The sequence below is a fragment of the Olleya sp. KKT75 genome (assembly GCF_055635485.1).
The window spans coordinates 553,392-574,465 of sequence record NZ_CM145759.1 but is presented as its reverse complement, the minus strand read 5'-3'; the positions used below and the strand labels follow the sequence as shown (position 1 = coordinate 574,465).

Here is a 21,074-nt window from a genome sequence, read left to right as displayed (position 1 = left end):
TATTAATTAATTGTTTCTTCTAATTGCTTTAAATCGTTTTCAAATCCTCTAAAAATCACTAAATATTCTCCTTGATGTAATGCTTTTAAATAAGTAAACGCTGGCTTTTTATCAATACCTAAACCTCTTAAAATACCATAAGGCCCTGTTAGCATAGTACCAATTTTTTTAAGTTCTATTTCTTGTAAAAAAAGAGATACAAGAAACCCTGTAATAAAAATTGTTCCAATGTCAGGGTTAGAAAGAATGCCAAAATCTATGGCGTTTTTAAATAAAGCTTTACATTTTTTTTCCATGTCCTCTTCTAAAGCAATTAGGGGGGTTGCATCATCCAAATGGTCTTCGTCAACCTTACCAATAATAGAAATTTGTAGGTTGCTATTATCCGTTGTTTTAATGGCTTTTATTGCTTGTTCTATTTGCTGAAATTTTGAGTATGATTTTAATAAAACGTGCTTTTGCTTTGTTTTGTTAATTTTCGATTTCATAGTAATTTCATATTATAGTTCTAATGTAATGTGCTTTATACAATAGAGTAATGACCTATGTCATTCTGATATTTTTAGTGTAGTGACTTAGGTCATTTTAAATAAGTGATAGTTGCTTTAATTTAGTGGTATAGAAATTAATTTATTAATCTTTTAAACACGAAATTATGTCAAGTACTAAGGAAAACACATTATTAGCTTTACTGGCTGGAGCTGCATTAGGTGCAGGAATAGGGGTGTTATATGCTCCAGATAAAGGGACGAAAACTAGAAAAAAAATTAAGCAAAAAGCAGAAGATACAAGACACGATATTTCTGAACGTGTATCTCACGCTAAAGCGGATTTGACAAGATCTGTAAATGAGAAAAAAGAAGAAATGAAAGAGAAGTTAGATGAAACTATTTCTCATATGAATGGTAAGGCAGAAGATATTATTTCTAGCTTAGAACGTAAGTTAGAGGAGCTAAAAAAAATGGAGCCGCAAAAATAATAATTATGGCTTTTGAAAAATTTAAAGAAAACGTTTTAGACACAGAAGTTAATATTCATGCTTATATAAAAAGTAATGAAGACTATTTTAAGCTTAAATTTTTTAAAGTATTAATGTTAGGGGTTACTTATATAACTAAAGTAATTGTTATTGGAGCTTTAGCGTGTATAATGTTACTAATCTTATCTTTTGCTGTAGCATTTAGGTTAGCACAAATTTTGGATGATACGTTTTATGGTTTTTTAATTGTAGGCTTTTTTTATTTACTAGTTATAATGGTTGTTTATTTATTAAGAGATAAATTTAATGGGCCATTATTAAAAAGATTTTCTAACTATTATTTTACAAAAGATGATGCCAAATAGCTACAACTCCTTTGAAGACATAGATAATCAGTTAAAAATTATAAGTCTTCAAAAACAGATTTATAAACAGCAGATAAAACTTAATTTAAAAAGCACCAAATCTAGTTTTAGTGCTACCAGTATTAAAAGTGAGGTTAAAAACACGTTACAAGTCAAGTTGCTAGAATATATTACTACTAATTTGATTAAAAAATTTAGATAAAAAAAGGAGTTTTACTAAATAATTATAGTAAAACTCCTTTGTCTTTAATAACTGTTATCCAAATTCTGCAATTTGTTTTAGACTGACTTTGTTTAATAAAATAAGTTTTCTATTAGACTCTACCTCGATTAACCCTTCGTGTTTAAATTCGGTTAACATGCGTATAGCAGTTTCTGTAGCAGTGCCAATTAAACCTGCAAAATCTTCTCTAGGGATGCTAATACCTTCATGACTGTTGTCTTTAATTAATCCTTTTTGATCCAATTCTAACAATGCTTTAGCTGTTCTTTGTCTAACGGTGGAGTAAGCCATGTCTACTAAATGCTCTTGCATGTCTATTAAATTATTTGAGATAAGATCTATAAATTTATTAGAGACCTCTTTATTACTGTAAAGTAGTTTAGTAAAGTCTGCTTTTGGAATGCCACAAATCTCAGCATCTTCCAATACACTTGCGGTTTCTATGTATAAGCCTTTATCCCCTAATAATGATAATTGACCTATAAAATCTCCTGGCCCATAAAATCCCGTTACAAATTCTTTTCCAGACTCTGTTGTTCTGTAGGTTTTAACGTTTCCTGTTTGTATAAAATATAATTGATGCGCAGCGTTACCTTCTGTAAAGATGCAATCTTTAGTCTTGTACTTTTTAAGTTTGCGATCTTGAGAGAGTTCTTCTAATTTTAAATACTCTGAGGCATCGTTAATAAAAGCGCTAAGACCTTCCATGTTTTTGGCGAATTCTTTCTTTAAAAAGGCGCTTTTTTTTATGCGACAAGTTATAGCATCTAAAAGTTCGTCTTCTTCAAAAGGTTTGGTTAAATAATCATCTACACCAATATTCATCCCTTTTCTTACGTCTGTTTTTTCAGATTTAGCAGACAGAAAAATAAAAGGAATACTTGCTGTTTTATGGTTTTTACTTAAGCTTTCAAAAACACCGTAACCGTCTAAAACAGGCATCATAATATCGCAAATAATGATGTCAGGGTTATGCTCTATGGCCATATCAACACCTATTTTACCGTTTTCTGCTGTAATGACCGTGTAGTTTTCTAATTCAAGAATATCTGCTGTATTTTCTCTTACGTCTTGATTGTCTTCAATTAATAGTATTTTATTCATTTTGTTTTTGATTTAAAGGAAAGTCGATGTAGAAGGCGGAGCCTTTATTTATTTCGCTTTTAAAGTGTATAGTTCCATCCATTAATTCGATATACTGTTTTACGATATTTAATCCTAAACCAGTACCCTGGATGTTTGAAACATTATTTGCGCGATAAAAGCGTTGAAACATGTTGTTTTGATCTTCGATTGGAATTCCAATGCCTTGATCTTTGATTTCTATGCAGATACGTTGGCTTTTGATTGTTATGTTTATACTTATATCCTGATGTTCTTCAGAATATTTTATGGCATTAGATACTAGATTGTAAATAATATGCTTTAGTAATTTTATATCTAAAAAGACATTGATGGCGGTTTGTTTGCAATGTAAATTAATGGTTTGACCTGTTTTTATTATGCCTTCAAATTCTTCAATTAACGTTTCTGTAAAAGCAATTAAATTAAACCATTCTGGATGTGCGATTATTTTTCCTTCCTGCAATTTGCTTAAAGATAAAAAGTCGTTTAGTATGACAACTAGATTTTTTACATTCGATCTAATTTTTGAGACATATCTAATTCTTTTATCCTCTTTTCCTGGCTCGTTTTGTTTTTCAATTAATATAGCTGAAGACAAAATGGCACTTAAAGGTGTCCTAAATTCATGTGAAGCCATAGATATAAAACGTGATTTTAATTCGCTTAATTCCCGCTCTTTAGTTAGTGTTTTTAAGATATCAAGTTCTACCTGTTTTTGCTGTGTGATGTTATTATTTACTAATAATATCTGTTCAATTTGATTCTCGTTATTTAGTAAAGGAGTCGTGTTAACTAGGTAAGATCTATTCTGAATATTTATTTCAAAGGAGCAATGCTCACCTTTAAAAGTTTTTTTTATTTCTTTTATTAAGATGTCTCTAGTAACTTCCGTTATTCCGATGCCATCATATATTGTCGCATTTATATGTACCAGGTCGCTAAAGCCTAATGATTCTAATTCTTCACCATCTATAAAAACAATGTTTAAGCTATGGTCAACGACCACTACAAATCCTTTTGGGAAGTTTTTAGTAATGTTTGCAAGGACCTGTTTGCTATTAAGAGCTATGTTTTCAGCTTCCTCGGTGATTAATATTTGGTCTTCAAGACTAAGGTTTGCTGCCACTAGTTTTTGCACAACAGAAGTTAGTTCTTTAGTGCGTTCTGTTACCTTAGTTTCTAACGCTATGGTATAGTTTCTTAGTTTTTCTTCGCTTTCTTTTAATTTTTCTTCTGCTAATTTCTGTTTTGTAATACTATTGGTTACACCTATTATGCGTTCTGGTGTGCCATTAGAGTTTTTAAAAACCTTTCCTTTTTCGTGAAGCCAATGGACAGATAAATCCGGATGCGTTATTCTGTACTGTATAGTGTAATTACTGGTGTTTTTTATAGCTTTAGTTATTGTTGCTTGCACTTTATCCCTGTCTTCAGGATGTATATTACTTAAAAAATCTTGATAAGTAGTCGTGTACTCTTCGGTGTTCATGCCAAATAGAGCATTTTGGTAAGTGTCTCTTACGATCTTGTCAGATAATAAATCCCAATGCCAAGAGCCAAACTCGCCGGCTTCTAATGTTAATCGTAGTCTTTGTTCGTTTTCTAGAATTTTTTTTTCTGCATTTTCACTTTCGGTAATATCGCGGATAATGCATAAAAAATTATTGGTTTCTGTTTTAACTATTCGTGATTCAAAATGTATCAACTTCCCCATGATGTTAAGTGAGTATTCTACGATTTGATTTTTTTTAGTTTTTTCGCAATCAGCAAACCCTTGTCTTATTTTTTCACAGACTTTTTTTGGTAGAATCTTATCTATATTATGACCTATGTGATCGTGATAAGGCGCTACAAGTTGATAATTTTCTGGTGAATGAACTTCTAGGTGATTGCCATGCTTGTCATAAAGAATCATGACATCAGGTAATGCTTCAAGTATGGCTTGCGTTTTGTCTTTACTATTTTTTAGTTTTAATTCATTTTCTTTATGTCTAGTAATATCTTGAATGGTACCATATAGTTCTTTTGGTTTTCCAATGGTATCATATAGTACTTTTCCTTTTGTTAAAAGATGTCTTATTGTGCCATTTGGTCTTATAATTCTGTGTTTGTGTTTATATGGGGTTTTATTTTTTATAGCATTATTTATTGCTTGAATTGTCGATGATCTATCTTCTGGATGAATAAAATGTCTTACGGATTCTGAATTTAGTTTTTTGTCACCAGGAATAAGACCAAGGATTCTATAAAACTCGTCTGACCAACTTCTCTCATTAGTTTGGATATTCCAACTCCAATTGCCAACGTGCGCAAGACGTTGCGCTTCCGTCATTCGACTTTCACTAGTTAGTAGGGCTTGTTTTGCAGCGATTCGCTCTGTTATATCTATTATAAAAGCAATGACAATTTGTTGGTTTTCAATATTGGCGGGGCTTAAACTAATTTCTAAAGGAAACTCCGAGCCATCTTTTTTTAGGCCCCATAAATCTAAATTTTGTCCCATACGCCGTGATGTAGGGGTTTTAGAAAATTGAATGCGATGCGATTTATGATTGCTTTTAAATTTATTGGGAATAAGAATTTCTAACCTTTTTTGAATTAACTCGTCTTTGTTATAACCAAACATGAGTTGACTAGCAGGATTTGCTTTAATAATTACTCCAGCATCATCAATAACCAAAATACCTTCGACTGAAGATTGGAAAATGCTTTTAAAAAGAATGTTGTCTTTTAATTGACTACTCATTTTTATGGCTCTAAATTAGATGTTGAGTTAATTGTTATATAATAATTTTAATGCTTTATCTGAAAAATTATAGGCGTAATTACGGTGCTAATATGTTTTTATTTTCTTCTAGAGCTTTTTTTGTTGCTGTATAACCTAAATTAAAAATAGCATCTATACTATTCATGTCAAAAGTGCCGTAATTATTTAACTCTTGCGGGGAGATAATTAAAGCACAACTAGGAAATTTTAGCATAGACTCTGATGCAACTTTAATTTTATAAGCTCTTTCTACAACACTATAAGAATGTTTTAAATCGTTAATGCTTATTTTTTTTAAGGGATTAACATAGATGCCTATAATTTTCTCGCAGTCTTTTTGTAAAGGTTCTACCGGAAAATTGTTTAAAGTACCTCCATCAATATAAAATTTACCATTAATCTCAGTTGGGGTAAAAACACCTGGGAAAGACGCTGACGCAATAATAGGTTTTATAAGTTGTCCTTTGTTAAAAATTTTTAATGTACCATCGATTACATTGGCAGCTGTAATGTAGAGGGGTTTTTTTAAAGCTTCAAAATTATCAATTGGAAAATAGGTTTTAAGGTCGTCATAAAATTTTTCAGAGTTTATAAAACCAGGTTTATTTCGGGCATATCTTGTCGTTTGAAATATGGATATGTTTTTAAAAAAGGCTAACATTTCTGACCAACTGACCTCTGCAGCATATAAAGCGCCAATAATTGCGCCTGCACTTGTTCCAGAAATATGTGTTGGTGTAATCCCATACTCCTCTAATGCTTTTATTGCACCTATATGTGCAGCTCCACGAGCGCCTCCTCCAGAAAGAACTAAACCTGTATTCATTTTATAAGTTGTGTTAGTTAAAGTAAAGGTAGTGCGTTGGTTACATATAAATAATGATTATTATCAGTTGCTTATAATACAGGACTAAATACTTTTGCTAACCCTTCCTTCAAGCGGTCTGTTTTGGGTCTTTTAAGATGTTGTTTATAGTTCATTTGACTACTTTTATTACAGTCTTTTAAAAAATCTTGTTTAAGGTCTATCGTTATTTTACTATCGTATATAAGTGTATTTACTTCGTAGTTTTGCTCAAAGCTTCTAATGTCTAAATTAGCAGTTCCTATGGAGGTTAAGGCATCGTCTGATATAATAACTTTGCTGTGTAAAAAACCATCAGGATATAAATAAATTTTAACACCCGCTTCTAATAGGTCTTCAAAATAGGCACGAACATTCCATTTGACTAAGAAGCTATCGGAATTAGTGGATAGCAAAAGCCTAATATCTACACCGCTCATGGCAGCGACTTGCATGGCCTCCAATATAGCTTCTCCGGGAATTATATACGGATTGGTTATATACACATAATCTTTAGCATTATTTATTATAGAAAAATAGAGTTGTTGTACCGAAGAAAAATCAGAATCAGGGCCACTAGCAACAATTTGTGCTATAGATTGTCCTGGTGCAGTGTGTTTTAATATGTATTTAGTGCTTAGTAAATTATGTGTGCCACTAGCAAAACTCCAGTCCATTGCAAATACCGCTTGTAAACTATTAACTATTGTCCCTTTTAATTGCAAGTGCATATCGTACCAGTTTCCTAAAACAGGATCTCCAATGACATATTTGTCAGAGACATTAATGCCACCAGTAAAACCTATACGACCGTCTACAATTACAATTTTACGATGGTTTCTATAATTAACAGAAGAGAGTAGATGCCCAAATGTCATGGGTAAAAAAGCATAGACTTCTATACCTTCTTTCTTAAGACTATTAATGTAAGTTTTGCTTAGTGATCTGCTGCCTAGCGCATCATATAGAAAACGAATCTCGACACCAGTCCTCGCTTTTTGAATTAAAATGGATTTAAATTTTTCGGCTAAATCACCATCTTCAAAAATGTAATATTGAAGATGAATAAATTTTTCAGCATGCTCTAAAGCTTGGAAAATAGCTTTAAAAGTCGCTGCCCCATCTTTTAATGGAAGTAATGCGTTGCCTAATGTAGGTGTAAATTTAGAGCCTTTAGTTATTAGTTTAGCTAACTTAATGTGTGTTTTAATAGCTTTTGGGATGGTCGTGTTTTTATCGTTATCCAATGTGCTATAATAAGCTTCAACTTTTTCGTAATATTCAGCTATCGCCTTAGTTTTTTTAAGTGTATAAAATTTGTTTTTCCTTCTGTTTCTTCCTAACACAAAGTAAAACAGCATACCACCAATAGGGACTGTAAAAATAGCGAGTAACCAAGCTAGTGTTTTAGTGGGTCTGATGCCATAAATTAATAGTTTCCCCATTAAGAAAAAAGCTAAAAGAAAATATAGAATAATGGCTATTGTCATAGTCTAATGATTGCTTTTTCTTATTATTTCAAACTGAATAAGTCCTCCATCTATAGTGGCTTTGGTTAAAAGTCCGTTTTTGTAATAGTATAAATTTTCATTATTGCTTGCATTTACTTTCTTATATATATGGTTTCCCATGGCTATTATGGTATTAAAATCCCCATTTTGTTCAGAATAGCAAGTCGTGATGTTTTTGGGTTCTTCAAAATACAACTGGACAGTAGCATAGGAGATGGCGTTAGTAATTGTAGCTTCATTCTTCCCATTTTTAATGACTTGGTAGTTAGTGTCATCCCATTCTGTAATAGTCTTAGCATGTGATTTTTCATTTACTGTAATGTTTACATTGGATTGCTCTAACGATTCAGACTCAAAAATGACGTCGTATTTATAATTAACTCTAATTTCTTTTATGATTTTTGCATTAATACTAGTCGAACTTTTATAATAAGTTTTAGAGTCCTTGATTATTTTAGTTGCTTTTAGGCTGCCAATTACTTTTTCGTTACGAATAACATCAAACAATATTTTTTCTTGAGAAGTGTACAAATCGCTTCCTAAGGTTATAAAACAGACAATAAGCACTAAGTTCTTGATCATAAAATGTTGATTCTAAATTTATTACTAAAGGTTTAAGTGGCAAATTAACAATTTTAAAAACAAGTAAAACTGACTTACGTCATTTCAGGAGGCTTTTACTATGTCTACCTTTGTCATTGTTAACACTTAATAATAGGGTAAACGTGTTAAATACAATTCTTAAACATAATATTATATCTGTTTTATGAAACGACTATTTAAAAAAACAACTTATTTGGTTTTAATACTATTAATATCTTCTTGTAATACTTCAAAAAAAGAACAGAAGATTATTGATCAGCGTGACGCGATTAAAGAAGATAAATTATATACAATAGATACTGAAGGTGTTTTGGTATCATGGACTGCATATAAGTTTACCGATAAGCTAGGGGTAAGTGGTCAGTTTGATGATTTTAAGTTTTCTGGAACTAATAATGCTGCAACTATTGAGTCGTTATTAAAACAGGCTAAAATAGAAATACAAACGGCTTCTGTTAATTCTAATTTAGAAATAAGAGATACCAAATTAGTCGACTCTTTTTTTAAAGTATTTAATACAGATACTATTGTAGGAGCTGTAGTTGAGGCAGATCAAGGTAAAGGCGTTTTTAATTTGAAGATGAATAATAGGATGCACCCGTTAGAATGTGCCTATTTATTTAAAAATGACACCATAACATTGTCTGCAAAAATTGATTTAAATATATGGCAAGGAGAAAAGGCTATGCAGTCTTTAAATAAAGTGTGTTATGATTTACATACCGGAACAGACGGGATTTCAAAATTGTGGCCTGATGTAGATGTACAAATCAAATTACCTGTTAATACAAAATAAGGTTTTAATTGATCTTAAGTAAGTGGTATAGTTAACTCTAATTTTAATAGAAAAAACATGAAAACAGAAAAAAACTTAGGAATATGGATGGATCATTCCACCGCAAATCTGATTGATTTAGAAGTCCAAAATGCAAATAAAACTATAGATTCAAAATTTAATTTTAACACTAAAGAAGAAGCATTGAGTAGAAGCGAAAACTTGATGCATAATAAGCGACAGCAAATGAATGACGCTTATTATAAACAAATTGCAAATGCTATTTTAAACTATAATAATGTGGTGTTATTTGGACCAACAAATGCAAAAACAGAATTGTATAATGTCTTGAAAAAAGATTTGCATTTTAAGGATGTTAAAATTGATGTTGAACCAGCTGATAAGATGACAGACCACGAGAAAAGTGCTTTTGTGAAAAAACATTTTGAATAGAACGTTCTATTTTAAACGATCTATAACTTTAATTTTCGATAAAATAAAAAAAACCGATGAAGCTAACTTCATCGGTTTTTTAATATAAAATAGTGTCCCTTGTTTTGGGTGACTGATTTTATTTAACTTATTTTAAAGTAATAGGAAACTCAGCAACTGTAGTATCCCATCCAATTTTTAAATGTACTGTGTTTTTTGAAGCTTTATAAAGTGAAACAGATAAATTTTCGATCTCTTTCTCACTTTTTGTAACAGGAACAGTTACACTAGCAACATCTTTGCTAGAATCGTATCCGTAGTTACCCCAACCATCTAATTCAGTATTTAATTTTAAAGTCCATTCTGTAGCAGTAGGAATAATAATTACTGTGTAACGTCCAGCTTTAATCTCTTTTCCACCAAAAGTAACGTCGTTGTTAAATAAGATTTCAGTAGACTCATTAGCTCCAACTCTCCAAGCTTCACCAAATTTTAGTAATTCACCAAAAACAACTCTTCCTTTTTTAGCAGGACGCGAGTATGTTACACGTATTTGTGGTTCTGCTGCTTTTTTCTCTGCATCGTCTTTTTTAAAGGTTCTGTGTGGTGCATCACTTGGGTAGTAAGCACGGTCCATTGGGCTTTTGTCCATTTTAGCAAACTCTTGTGCGTTTACAGTTGACCCTGTTAATACAATTGCGATAATAAATAGTAATTTTTTCATGTCTAGTTTTTGTTTAAATTAATTATGTTCTCAGTTTTTATTTTTGAAAGTTCTTTTAGTTGCCCAGCTTCAAAAAGGACTGGTAAGTCTTTTAATGGTGTGCCCACTATTGCTTCGTAGTTTATGTAATCTTGAAACGTTATACCGTCAATAACTCTTGGACTGTAAGCGCTTCTAAATCTTACACCACCATCATTTACATTATAGCTATACGCCAAATAGTCAATTTTTTTAGTGTCTATATTTATCCAATAGTAAAATTGGTCGTCATGGTCTTGCCCGCCACCAGCTTCATTAAATGTAACTTTTATAGCATCGTAATTTTGGTCTTTGATGGTAAGACTTTCCACGTAAGTGCTATTAACAGCTTTGTCATTTAACTTGTAAGGCAATGTTGCAAAATAAATTACAGAATTAATTGCACCAGTTCCAATTGCAATGTCCTTATCAGATAGTACTACTGGCTTATTGTTTATGGTGCGTGTAAAGACGTTGTTTTTTAATACATCTTTGATACTGTCTGATTTTTTTTTGTAACTTTTAATGTATGTATAATCCGTTCCGTTGTTTTTAAACTGATACTCAATACCTCTAAAACTAAAAGCATAATGTGCTGTATTATAAAGGTCACCACCATGCGCTAAAATAGTTTGGTTTAAAAGTTTTTGTGCCTTGCTTAACGTTACAACTGGAGTTGTAGTAGTAGGTTTAGTGGTAATAGTTTCAGTTTTGTTTTTATCTTTTGTATTACAAGAGGTGATCAAGACTAGAGATAAAAATAGTATAACTGATTTAAGTGTTGTCATTTATTAAATTTTGCATGAAACTACAATTTTTGTCGTTTTTATGTCAAGACCTTTCAGTTAATTAATAAAACTTTAAGACATTGTCATTAATTGATATAACCTTTGTGATTGTTTATATATTATATAAAAATTTTACTTTTGTAGCATGGTAGATAATTTTGAAAACGAATATTTTGGAATCGGCATCCAAAATGGTAAAACACCTGAGAATTTAGGTGTACTGTGGCGTACAGCACAAAATCTAGGCGCAAGTTATATTTTTACTATTGGTAATAGATATGCTAAACAGGCGTGTGACACACATAATGCGGTAAAGGCAATGCCCTATTTTCACTATGCCACGTTTGAGGAGTTTTATAACAACATCCCAAAAGGTGCTAGATTGGTTGGTGTGGAGCTAGATGATACTGCTGTAGATTTAGAAACCTTCCATCATCCTAGACGTTGTGTTTATTTATTAGGTGCTGAGGATCATGGATTATCTAAGCAAGCCATAGAGAAAAGTCACTTTTTAGTTAAATTTAAGTCCCCTTTAAGTTTAAATGTATCCGTTGCCGGAAGTATTGTGATGTACGATAGAGGAATAAACAAACCAAGGTCGTAACTTTGCGGTCTATTAAATAAGATTAAGATGGCACATAAAGCAGGTTTTGTAAATATTATTGGTAACCCAAATGTTGGTAAGTCAACACTTATGAATGCGTTTGTAGGCGAAAAACTGTCTATAATAACGTCTAAAGCGCAAACTACAAGACACAGAATTCTTGGTATTGTAAATGGTGAGGATTTTCAGGTTATATTAAGTGATACGCCAGGGATTATCAAACCAGCTTACGAGCTGCAAGCCTCTATGATGGATTTTGTAAAGTCCGCTTTTGACGATGCTGATATCTTAATTTATATGGTAGAGATTGGTGAAAGAGAATTAAAAGACGAAGCGTTTTTTAATAAAATCACTAACGCTAAAATTCCAGTATTATTATTACTTAATAAAATTGATAAATCTAATCAAGAGCAGTTAGAAGAACAAGTGCAATCTTGGGCTACTAAAGTTCCAAATGCAGAGATTATTGCAATTTCTGCTTTAGAAGGGTTTAATGTGAAAGAAGTTTTTGACAGAATTATTGAATTATTGCCAGAATCTCCAGCTTTTTATCCAAAGGATCAATTAACAGATAAGCCAGAACGTTTTTTTATAAACGAAACTATTCGCGAAAAAATCTTAATGCATTACAAAAAGGAAATCCCTTATGCGGTTGAGATTGATACTGAAGAGTTTTTTGAAGAGGATGAAATTATTCGTGTACGTTCTGTAATAATGGTAGAGCGTGAGACTCAAAAAGGAATTATTATTGGGCACAAAGGAAGCGCATTAAAACGCGTAGGTGTAGAGGCTAGAAAAGATTTAGAGAAATTCTTTGGAAAACAAATTCACTTAGAACTTTACGTTAAAGTAAATAAAAATTGGAGAAGCAATCAACGTCAATTAAAACGTTTTGGTTACAATCAATAAAAAAATAAAACAGATATTTAAAAGGCTTTAGTTAATTACTAAAGCCTTTTTTTATGCGTCTAAAACACCACTCATAAAAGTATAGAGTGCTGTCATTTCGGTTTGGTTTGATGTTTTGCTCATGCGTCCGGCAAAATAAAGTATAAACCATAATAGTGTCGTCCCAACAATACCCCAAACCTGAAGTTGGTAATCTACTTTTAAGGCGTAGTTAGAATAAGCCCAAATACAAAAGGCGATAAAAAAACCTGCAACTATAAAATGTAAAAACATAAATAAAGTCCAAACGGTTGGGTTGGGACCAAACAATCCGTAGAGTTGACTTTTATTGTTTTCTAGATCATTTATCTCTAAATGTAGCTGTGGCGACCAAAAATGTTGCTGTGCTTTGGGTAATTTAATAAAAACATGATCGTCTATTCTAGAAACAATAAACTGACTCTGGTCATGTCTTTTAGCTTCAAAAGCATCTAAAACACTGGTATGTTGTTTGTTTAGCTCTATTTTAAATCGTGGACGAAGCACGACTTCATTTAAATTTTCGTTCATAATTATCTCATAATGAAAGTAAAATACTATTTTTTCTCGAACTAAACACTACCTTTGCACGCGCTTACAGGATATGTAATGCATAAAAATATAAATTATGAGTAGTATAGTAGCTATAGTAGGAAGACCAAATGTAGGTAAATCAACATTTTTTAATCGTTTAATCCAACGTCGTGAGGCAATTGTTGACGCTGTTAGTGGTGTAACAAGAGATAGACATTACGGAAAAAGTGATTGGAATGGTAGAGAGTTTTCTCTAATTGATACAGGTGGTTATGTAAAGGGAAGTGATGATGTTTTTGAAGCAGAAATCGATAAACAAGTAGTTTTAGCAATTGAAGAAGCTGATGCTATTATTTTTATGGTTAATGTGGAAGACGGTGTTACTGGAATGGATGAAGATGTTGCTAGATTATTACGTAAAGTAACTAAGCCTGTCTTTTTAGTTGTAAATAAAGTAGATAACGGTAAGCGTGAAGAAGATGCTGTCGAGTTTTATAATTTAGGATTAGGAGAGTATCATACTATTGCAAGTATAAACGGTAGTGGTACAGGAGATTTATTAGACGATTTAGTAAAGGCTTTACCTGAAGAAGAGGAAGAAGAAGTAGTAGAAGATGCAATACCACGTTTTGCTGTAGTAGGACGTCCAAATGCAGGAAAATCTTCTTTTATTAATGCTTTAATTGGTGAAGAAAGATATATAGTAACAGATATTGCAGGTACTACAAGAGATGCAATTGATACTAAATACAACCGTTTTGGTTTCGAATTTAATTTAGTTGATACGGCTGGAATTAGAAAAAAATCAAAAGTTAAAGAAGATTTAGAATTTTATTCTGTAATGCGTAGTGTACGTGCTATAGAGCATGCAGATGTATGTTTATTAGTTGTAGATGCTACCAGAACGTTTGATGGGCAAATCCAAAATATTTTTTGGTTAGCACAACGTAACAGAAAAGGTATTGTAGTTTTAATTAACAAATGGGATTTAGTAGAAAAAGATCATAAGTCTACTAATGAATATGAGAAGCATATCAAAAAACAATTAGAGCCTTTTACAGATGTGCCAATTATCTTTATTTCTACATTAACTAAACAACGTATTTTTAAAGCTATTGAAACTGCTGTTGAAGTTTACAACAACAGAACAAAACGTATTAAGACTAGTGAGCTTAACGAAACTCTATTACCAATAATAGATAATTACCCACCACCAGCTTACAAAGGTAAATTTGTTAAGATTAAGTATATTATGCAGTTGCCAACACCGCAACCCCAATTTGCTTTTTTCTGTAACTTACCGCAATATGTACGTGAAGGTTATAAGCGTTATTTAGAAAATAAATTACGTGAACTTTATGATTTTAAAGGTGTTCCGATTAGTATTTACATGCGTAAAAAATAATCGTTCTAAATTACTTTTAAGTTTTTCTTAAGACTAAGAATAAGATTACAAGTTTATTTTCGTTGAAAATCTAAGGGCTTTTTATTAAGCCCTTTAACATCAACCAAAACCAAAATGCGTTATCTAATCTTAATTTGCACTTTTTTGTGCACAGTATCCTCATTTAGTCAATCCAAACAATTTATTATAAGCGGTCAAGTATTTGACGACTTAGATCAAGCACCCCTTGAAGCAGCAACAGTCTATCTAGAGCGTATTAAGGATAATAGCTTGGTAACTTATACCATTACTGAAAAAGATGGCGTCTTTAGTATGGAGGACGAGACATCTTTAGATAGTTTAAACCTTCTAGTGTCTTATGTTGGTTATAAATCTTACAAGAAAAAAATAGCAATCACTTCAGGACCTATTAATTTAGGAGCTATTAATTTACAAATTAGTAATGCCTTAGATGAGGTTGTTATTAAATCTTCTGCGCCTGTTACAATCAAAAAAGATACGTTAGAGTTTAATGTTAATTCTTTTAAAACAAAAAAGGACGCAACAGTTGAGGATTTACTTAAACAACTACCTGGTGTGGAAATTGATGAAGAAGGTAAAATTAAAGTTAACGGTAAAGAGGTTAATAAAATCTTAGTTAATGGGAAGCCTTTTTTTGGAAACGACCCGTCTATTACTATAAAAAATCTGACTAAAGAGATTATTGATAAAATCCAAGTAGTAGATACCAAAACCAAAAGTGAAGCATTTACTGGAGAAGAAGGCGATAAAGAAAACAAAACTATAAACTTAACGATTAAGGAAGAAAACAATAAAGGTGTTTTTGGACGTGTTGCAGCGGGAGTAGGGACTGATGATAGATATGAGTTTGCAGGAATGTTTAACCGTTTTGATAATGATCAACGTGTAAGTGTATTGGTTGGAGGTAATAATATAAACTCTCCAGGTTTTAGCTTTGGCGAAATCAAAAAAATGTTTGGTAGTGGAGGTTCGCGTAGTTTTAGTAGCAACGGATCTTTTAGTATTAATGGTCGCCAATTTGGAGGTGGAGAAGGGATTACAACTTCTAAATTAGGAGGTGTGAATTATGCAGATGCCATAGGTGAAAAAACAGAAGTAGCTGCAGATTACTTTTATTCTAATAGTAATTCTGAAAACAAATCAGCTTCTCAACGAGAAACTATTTTATCGGACTCTAGATATTTTTCTAATTCAAGTTCTCAATCTAGTAACGATACCCAAAGTCATTCTGTAAATTCTGATTTTGAGATAAAATTAGATTCTACATTTTTTATTAATATAAAACCATCATTTTCTAGATCTACAAGTACAACAGATTATACAAGTCAAGACGAAACCTTAGATCAGGATTTAATATTAACTAACCAATCTGCTTTGCGCTCTTTTGTAGAGAATAAGTCTAACAATTTTTCAAATCAAATTTCTGCTACTAAAAAGTTTGGAACCAAAGGTGCCTTTCTAAAATTTGGAATAGATAATGGTTTTAGTAATAGTGAAAGTGATGATTTTATAAATTCAAATACTGAGATTTTTGGAACTGATCCAGAAACAATAGACCGTAATCAATTTACAGATGGTGATAATGATAGTAATACGCTTAAAACAGATGTAAGCTATAGGTTGCCAATTAAAACCAAAGTGTTTTTTGTGAATTTTAATTATGAATATCAATATAATAAAGATAAGAATAAGCAAAGCACATTCGATTTTAACGAGCTTTCAAATGGTTTTGACACCTTTAATACTGCGTTAAGTACAGATTTTGAATACACAGACACTAGAAGTTCTCCTGGAGTAAGTTTAAGCTACCGTAAGGAAAAATGGTCAGCACGATTTGGTGCAGATTATGTGATGCGCACCTTAAAAAATCAGGATGGTTTGAGACCTGAATTTAATGTAGAACGTGATTTTAATACAGTCGAATTAAACTCTAATTTTAATTACAGATTTAGTAAAAAGGCATCGTTTTATTTAGGGTACAGGTTAAGAAATAGACCACCTTCTGTAAGGCAGTTACAAGCTTTTGAAGATGTTTCTAATCCTTTAAACACCATTGTAGGTAATCCAAATTTAGAGCCTACAAATCAACACAGTTTATATATGGGTTTTAATGCTTATAACTGGAAAGAACGCACTGGGTTTTATGTTTACGCCAATATGGAAAAAAGTCAAAATGCAGTAGTATCAAGAACAACAGTTGATGCAGAGACGTTAAAGCGTACAACAACTTATGACAATGTAGATGGTAATTACAATGGGTATTTTGGAGTTGATTTTAGTAAGAAATTTAAAATAGATTCTTTGCAAACAGTGAGGCTGAAAATAGGGAATTGGTCTAATTTTTCTAAAAACATTAATTATAATAATGATGTGCAATATGCTAGTAACGTGTTAGTATTTAATCCTAATGTAGGGATTGATTATGTTTACAATGATGTGTTTGAGTTTAAGCCACGTTACCGTATTACATTAACAAATAATATGTATGATATTGATGCTTTTGAAGATAGAAACTTTACGTCTCATAATTTAGATTTAAATTCCGCTTTTTTCTTACCAAAAGGATTTGAATGGCGAAATGATATAACCTATAATTACAATGCTAATATTGCGGATGGCTTCCAAAAAGACGCTTGGTTCTGGAATGCTAGTGTGGCTTATTCTGTATTAAATGATAAAGGCTTGGTAACTTTAAAGGTTTATGATTTATTAAATCAAAATACTAATGCAAGACGTACGGCTACTAATGATTATATCCAAGATACACAAAGTACAGTGTTGCGTCAATACTTCATGCTTAATTTTAGTTGGAAGTTTAATAGCTTAGGATCTAAAGTAGAAACTAAAGATAGCGGAATGTATTTTATGGATTAATTAATCCATTCTTTTTAATAGAAACACCATTATCAATAATCAAATAAGCCATAGCAGAAATAATCTGTTATGGCTTTTGTGTTTTACAACTATTGATGTAATTAGTAATGAGTTTTAAACTGATACTTGAGATTGTATTTTTGTTGTCTGTAGTTTTAGAGTTTATCTGTCTGAAGATATTTATAAGACGTTATAAATTGCTTGTTTAAAGTAATTGACTTCATAACGGGTTACCACCCACCTGAAGCACCACCACCTCCAAAGCCTCCGCCTCCGAAGCCTCCACCAAATCCACCACCTCCAGAAGAACCGCCAAAATCGCCTCCTCCAAAGCCTCCAGAACCACTTCTGTAACCACCACGACCGGAGTTACTTAATATAATGGCTTCAAGAATACTTCGTGTTGAATTGCTACCGCCACCAAAATTATCAGTACCATTCCCGCCTCGTCTGTTTTTAGATATCGAAATTAAAATGATGATAAAAATAATGACTAAAAAGAAAATGACACCTATTGGAAACTCTTCTGATGTATCATTTTGACGAGAACCTTTATACTCACCAGTCATAACCTCAAAAATAGCATCGGAACCACGATTTAAGCCACCGTAATAGTCGTTTTGCTTAAAAAATGGTATAATGTCTTGCTCGATAATACGACTAGCTAAGGCGTCGGTTAATAAGTGTTCTACACCATAACCCGTACTGATATTTATTTTTCTATCGTTACGTGCTAAAAGTATAAATATACCGTTGTCTTCTTTTTCTTGACCAATACCCCATTCGTGAGCCCAATTAGTCGCTAAATAGTTAATGTATTCGCCTTGTGTAGACGGTATAATGGCCACCACTATTTGCGTAGATGTGGTGTCAGAATAACGTATTAGTTTGTTTTCTAAAGTGCTTTTTTGTGCAGGTGATAATAAATTAACGTAGTCATAAACACTAGTTTGTCCACCATTAGCTTTATCTGGTTTTGGCGGAATTTTATATTGCGCAAAACCATTACTAACCCAAAGCAATAAACATAATGTAACAAGATGTCTGGCTATGTGTTTTAAAGTTTTTGGACTAACTGTTGACCACTGATTACTTAATATCATCCTTTAGAAATAGTGTTTGATAACTCATTTGTATTGTTATCCTCAACCGGAAAGTGTTTTTTTAATTGTTGACCAGCGTGCAAGATTCCGTCAACTAACCCTTGTTTAAAATTGGCATTTTTAAAATGAGTTTCTATGACAGCTTTAGTGTCGTCCCAAAATGTTTTAGGAACCACTTTATTGATGCCTTCGTCGCCATAAATACTAAACTTATGGTCATCTACAGCAACATATATTAAAACACCATTGCGATGTTTTGTGTTATTCATTTTTAAAACCGAGAATACTTGTAATGCGCACGCCTCAACGTTATCATTACAAGTACGCTCGATATGTACTCTTATTTCGCCCGAGGTCTCATCTTCGGCTAACCTAATAGCTTCAACAATTTCCTGTTCTTCAATAGTCGTTAAAAATGATTCAACTTGATCTTGCATAAATTAAAATTGTACTTTAGGTGCATTTTCACTTCCTGGAGAAGATTTAAATAAACCAAGTGCGCCTTTGTTAATGTAGTCTGCAACATAGCTAGTTGGGAATTTTGCAATAAAGATATTGTAAGCTCCTGCTAAATTGTTAAATCTGTTACGCTCTACATTAATTCTGTTTTCTGTACCTTCTAATTGGCTTTGTAACTCTAAAAAGCTTTTGTCAGCCTTTAAATCAGGGTAACGCTCTACAGATACTAATAGTCTAGATAAAGCACCGCTTAAACCTTGTTGTGCTTTTTGAAATTGTGCAATATTTTCTGGAGAAATAGCACTTGCATCTACATTAATTGTAGGTTTAGTAGCTTCTGCTCTTGCTTTTATTACAGCTTCCAAAGTGCTTTTTTCGTGATCGGCATATCCTTTTACAGTGGCAACAAGATTAGGTATTAAATCCGCTCTTCTTTGGTAAGAACTTTCTACGTTTGCCCATTGTGCAACAGCAACACCTTCTTTTTCTATAATTTCGTTGTTAACTCCAATTCCCCATCTAAATAATGCAAAAGCAAGGATTCCGATGATAATAATAGGGATAAGTAATTTTTTCATAGTCGAAGATTTTTTAGTTCCGTTTTCTGGCAGTTGTTTATAGTTCATTTTTTAATTTTATTAATTGTGCTTTAACACCTTCCAATTTAGTTATAATTTCAAAATTATCTAGTGTTTTCTTTTTTTCTTCTTTTAAATGTGTTTTTGCACCGTCTAACGTAAAGCCACGTTCTTTTACTAAATGATAAATTAGTTGCAAGTTTTTGACATCTTCGGGTGTGAATTTACGGTTTCCCTTTTCTGTTTTCTTTGGTTTTAAAGCATCAAATTCTTTTTCCCAGAATCTAAGTAGTGATGTGTTGACATCAAATGCTTTGGCAACCTCACCTATGGTATAATACCGTTTTTCTGGAAGATCAATAATCATTAATCTAGAGATTGATTTTCTAAAGAAGCACGCTCCAATAGTTTATTAAATTCTTCAGGAGATAAACTTCCGTAGTAAAAGTTAATAGGGTTGATACGTTCTCCGTCTTTAAATATTTCGTAATGTAAGTGTGGTGCTTCAGAGCGACCAGTACTACCAACAAACCCAATTAAATCGCCACGTTTAACACGCTGGTTTTTTTGAACATTATATTTAAATAAATGCGCGTATAAAGAGACATAACCATAACCATGGTCAATTCTAATATGATTACCGTACCCTGCAGAGTTACTGTCTGCACGTTCTATTTTACCGTCTCCAGAAGCGTAAACAGGTGTTCCTCTTGGAGATGTAAAATCCATCCCCCAGTGCATTTTTCTTAATTTAGTAAAAGGATCAGATCGCATACCGTATCCAGAAGCCATACGTGTCAAGTCCTCGTTACTTACGGGTTGTATTGCTGGAATAGCTAGTAGTAATTTTTCTTTTTCTTCAGCTAAAACCGCTATTTCATCTAAAGATTTAGATTGCACAACAATACGTTTTAGTAATTTATCAATACGTTGGCTGCTACTTATAATTAATTCCGAATTATCGTAACCATCTAATTTTTTATAACGATTTACACCACCAAACCCAGCTTTACGTTGCTCTTCAGGTATTGGGTTAGCTTCAAAATATAAACGGTAAATAGCATTGTCGCGATCTTCAATATTGGCTAAGACTGTTTCTGCCTCTTCCATTTTTTTATTAAGTAAATCAAACTGTAACTCTAAGTTTGATAATTCTCGTTTTAACGCTTTTTCTTTGGGCGATTCAAAGTAGTGCCCACCAATAAAAACAAACAAAAAACCGAATAAGGCAGCAGCAATTAAGAATAAAGATATAAACTTAAATGTGCGTCTTTTTCTACGCTCTATTTTTTTATAAGAGAGCGTTTCAGAATCATAATAATATTTTACCTTACTCATTATCTAATTTATACTATTTTTGTAGTTATTAAAACTGAATTTTTCAGTTGATTAAAATAGTAACGAATAACAAATAT

The 21,074-nt window shown here is 32.1% G+C and carries 23 protein-coding genes; 9 read left to right on the top strand and 14 right to left on the bottom strand.

The window, feature by feature from the left end; genetic code table 11:
• Window positions 1–2: 2 nt before the first annotated feature.
• On the bottom strand, window positions 3–488 hold the full coding sequence (locus tag ACZ2G2_RS02565; protein WP_470393818.1) for a hypothetical protein: 486 nt from the start codon (window positions 486–488) through the stop codon (window positions 3–5).
• A gap of 167 nt (window positions 489–655) precedes the next feature.
• Here ACZ2G2_RS02565 and ACZ2G2_RS02560 point away from each other — a divergent pair, with 167 nt between their 5' ends.
• Genes ACZ2G2_RS02560 through ACZ2G2_RS02550 form a run of 3 tightly spaced genes read left to right on the top strand, consistent with a single transcriptional unit; the run spans window position 656 to window position 1,546 of the window.
• Entirely contained in the window at window positions 656–979 is a 324-nt protein-coding gene (locus ACZ2G2_RS02560; protein WP_090837615.1) for a YtxH domain-containing protein, read from the top strand.
• Window positions 980–984: 5 nt separating this feature from the next.
• A complete protein-coding gene (locus tag ACZ2G2_RS02555) occupies window positions 985–1,344 on the top strand; it encodes a hypothetical protein (protein ID WP_470393817.1) in 360 nt (119 codons plus the stop codon).
• On the top strand, window positions 1,331–1,546 hold the full coding sequence (locus ACZ2G2_RS02550; RefSeq protein WP_090837611.1) for a DUF6327 family protein: 216 nt from the start codon (window positions 1,331–1,333) through the stop codon (window positions 1,544–1,546). The genes ACZ2G2_RS02555 and ACZ2G2_RS02550 overlap by 14 nt, the downstream gene beginning before the upstream one ends.
• 54 nt (window positions 1,547–1,600) lie before the next feature.
• On the opposite strand, the gene ACZ2G2_RS02545 is transcribed toward ACZ2G2_RS02550, so the two are convergent.
• The 5 genes from ACZ2G2_RS02545 to ACZ2G2_RS02525 form a co-directional block, all read right to left on the bottom strand.
• Entirely contained in the window at window positions 1,601–2,671 is a 1,071-nt protein-coding gene (locus tag ACZ2G2_RS02545) for a response regulator (protein ID WP_470393816.1), read from the bottom strand.
• Window positions 2,664–5,438: a sensor histidine kinase gene (locus tag ACZ2G2_RS02540; protein ID WP_470393815.1), complete on the bottom strand. Its 2,775-nt coding sequence runs from the start codon at window positions 5,436–5,438 to the stop codon at window positions 2,664–2,666. The genes ACZ2G2_RS02545 and ACZ2G2_RS02540 overlap by 8 nt, the downstream gene beginning before the upstream one ends.
• Window positions 5,439–5,517: 79 nt before the next feature.
• Window positions 5,518–6,285: a patatin-like phospholipase family protein gene (locus ACZ2G2_RS02535; protein ID WP_470393814.1), complete on the bottom strand. Its 768-nt coding sequence runs from the start codon at window positions 6,283–6,285 to the stop codon at window positions 5,518–5,520.
• Window positions 6,286–6,356: 71 nt separating this feature from the next.
• Window positions 6,357–7,793, bottom strand: coding sequence for a cardiolipin synthase (cls, locus tag ACZ2G2_RS02530; RefSeq protein ID WP_470393813.1), 1,437 nt, complete (start codon window positions 7,791–7,793; stop codon window positions 6,357–6,359).
• Between the two features lie 3 nt (window positions 7,794–7,796).
• Window positions 7,797–8,396: a DUF6134 family protein gene (locus ACZ2G2_RS02525; protein WP_282068967.1), complete on the bottom strand. Its 600-nt coding sequence runs from the start codon at window positions 8,394–8,396 to the stop codon at window positions 7,797–7,799.
• A 184-nt stretch (window positions 8,397–8,580) separates the two neighbouring features.
• Between ACZ2G2_RS02525 and ACZ2G2_RS02520 the strand changes: the two genes are divergently transcribed.
• On the top strand, window positions 8,581–9,213 hold the full coding sequence (locus ACZ2G2_RS02520) for a YceI family protein (protein WP_470393812.1): 633 nt from the start codon (window positions 8,581–8,583) through the stop codon (window positions 9,211–9,213).
• Window positions 9,214–9,270: 57 nt separating this feature from the next.
• A complete protein-coding gene (locus ACZ2G2_RS02515) occupies window positions 9,271–9,645 on the top strand; it encodes a hypothetical protein (protein ID WP_090837600.1) in 375 nt (124 codons plus the stop codon).
• A gap of 127 nt (window positions 9,646–9,772) precedes the next feature.
• On the opposite strand, the gene ACZ2G2_RS02510 is transcribed toward ACZ2G2_RS02515, so the two are convergent.
• Window positions 9,773–10,348 carry a DUF2911 domain-containing protein gene (locus tag ACZ2G2_RS02510; RefSeq protein WP_470393811.1) on the bottom strand — a complete coding sequence of 192 codons (576 nt, stop codon included), beginning with the start codon at window positions 10,346–10,348 and terminating at the stop codon, window positions 9,773–9,775.
• A gap of 2 nt (window positions 10,349–10,350) precedes the next feature.
• Entirely contained in the window at window positions 10,351–11,154 is an 804-nt protein-coding gene (locus tag ACZ2G2_RS02505) for a DUF6503 family protein (protein ID WP_470393810.1), read from the bottom strand.
• Window positions 11,155–11,299: 145 nt separating this feature from the next.
• Between ACZ2G2_RS02505 and ACZ2G2_RS02500 the strand changes: the two genes are divergently transcribed.
• Both ACZ2G2_RS02500 and era read left to right on the top strand, forming a co-directional pair.
• Window positions 11,300–11,758, top strand: coding sequence for an RNA methyltransferase (locus ACZ2G2_RS02500; RefSeq protein ID WP_090837593.1), 459 nt, complete (start codon window positions 11,300–11,302; stop codon window positions 11,756–11,758).
• A gap of 27 nt (window positions 11,759–11,785) precedes the next feature.
• Entirely contained in the window at window positions 11,786–12,667 is an 882-nt protein-coding gene (gene era / locus ACZ2G2_RS02495; RefSeq protein WP_101017179.1) for a GTPase Era, read from the top strand.
• A 51-nt stretch (window positions 12,668–12,718) separates the two neighbouring features.
• Here era and ACZ2G2_RS02490 read toward each other — a convergent pair whose 3' ends face one another.
• On the bottom strand, window positions 12,719–13,216 hold the full coding sequence (locus ACZ2G2_RS02490) for a GTP-binding protein (RefSeq protein WP_090837588.1): 498 nt from the start codon (window positions 13,214–13,216) through the stop codon (window positions 12,719–12,721).
• Window positions 13,217–13,313: 97 nt separating this feature from the next.
• On the opposite strand from ACZ2G2_RS02490, the gene der reads away from it, so the two are divergent.
• Entirely contained in the window at window positions 13,314–14,624 is a 1,311-nt protein-coding gene (gene der / locus ACZ2G2_RS02485; RefSeq protein ID WP_470393809.1) for a ribosome biogenesis GTPase Der, read from the top strand.
• 144 nt (window positions 14,625–14,768) lie between these two features.
• A complete protein-coding gene (locus ACZ2G2_RS02480; protein WP_470393808.1) occupies window positions 14,769–17,519 on the top strand; it encodes an outer membrane beta-barrel protein in 2,751 nt (916 codons plus the stop codon).
• A 230-nt stretch (window positions 17,520–17,749) separates the two neighbouring features.
• Here the strand turns inward: ACZ2G2_RS02480 and ACZ2G2_RS02475 are convergent, their stop codons facing one another.
• Genes ACZ2G2_RS02475 through ACZ2G2_RS02455 form a run of 5 tightly spaced genes read right to left on the bottom strand, consistent with a single transcriptional unit; the run spans window position 17,750 to window position 20,997 of the window.
• Complete coding sequence (locus ACZ2G2_RS02475; protein WP_470393807.1) at window positions 17,750–18,622, bottom strand: TPM domain-containing protein; 873 nt, start codon at window positions 18,620–18,622, stop codon at window positions 17,750–17,752.
• Window positions 18,619–19,059 (bottom strand): TPM domain-containing protein, encoded by a 441-nt coding sequence (locus tag ACZ2G2_RS02470; protein ID WP_470393806.1) that lies wholly within the window; start codon window positions 19,057–19,059, stop codon window positions 18,619–18,621. Before ACZ2G2_RS02470 ends, ACZ2G2_RS02475 begins: the two co-directional genes overlap by 4 nt.
• A 3-nt stretch (window positions 19,060–19,062) precedes the next feature.
• Window positions 19,063–19,707, bottom strand: a complete 645-nt coding sequence (locus tag ACZ2G2_RS02465; RefSeq protein WP_470393805.1) for a LemA family protein — start codon at window positions 19,705–19,707, stop codon at window positions 19,063–19,065.
• Window positions 19,697–20,026 carry a MerR family transcriptional regulator gene (locus ACZ2G2_RS02460; protein ID WP_101203932.1) on the bottom strand — a complete coding sequence of 110 codons (330 nt, stop codon included), beginning with the start codon at window positions 20,024–20,026 and terminating at the stop codon, window positions 19,697–19,699. The genes ACZ2G2_RS02465 and ACZ2G2_RS02460 overlap by 11 nt, the downstream gene beginning before the upstream one ends.
• Window positions 20,026–20,997 (bottom strand): M23 family metallopeptidase, encoded by a 972-nt coding sequence (locus tag ACZ2G2_RS02455; RefSeq protein WP_090837575.1) that lies wholly within the window; start codon window positions 20,995–20,997, stop codon window positions 20,026–20,028. Before ACZ2G2_RS02455 ends, ACZ2G2_RS02460 begins: the two co-directional genes overlap by 1 nt.
• Window positions 20,998–21,074 lie beyond the last annotated feature (77 nt).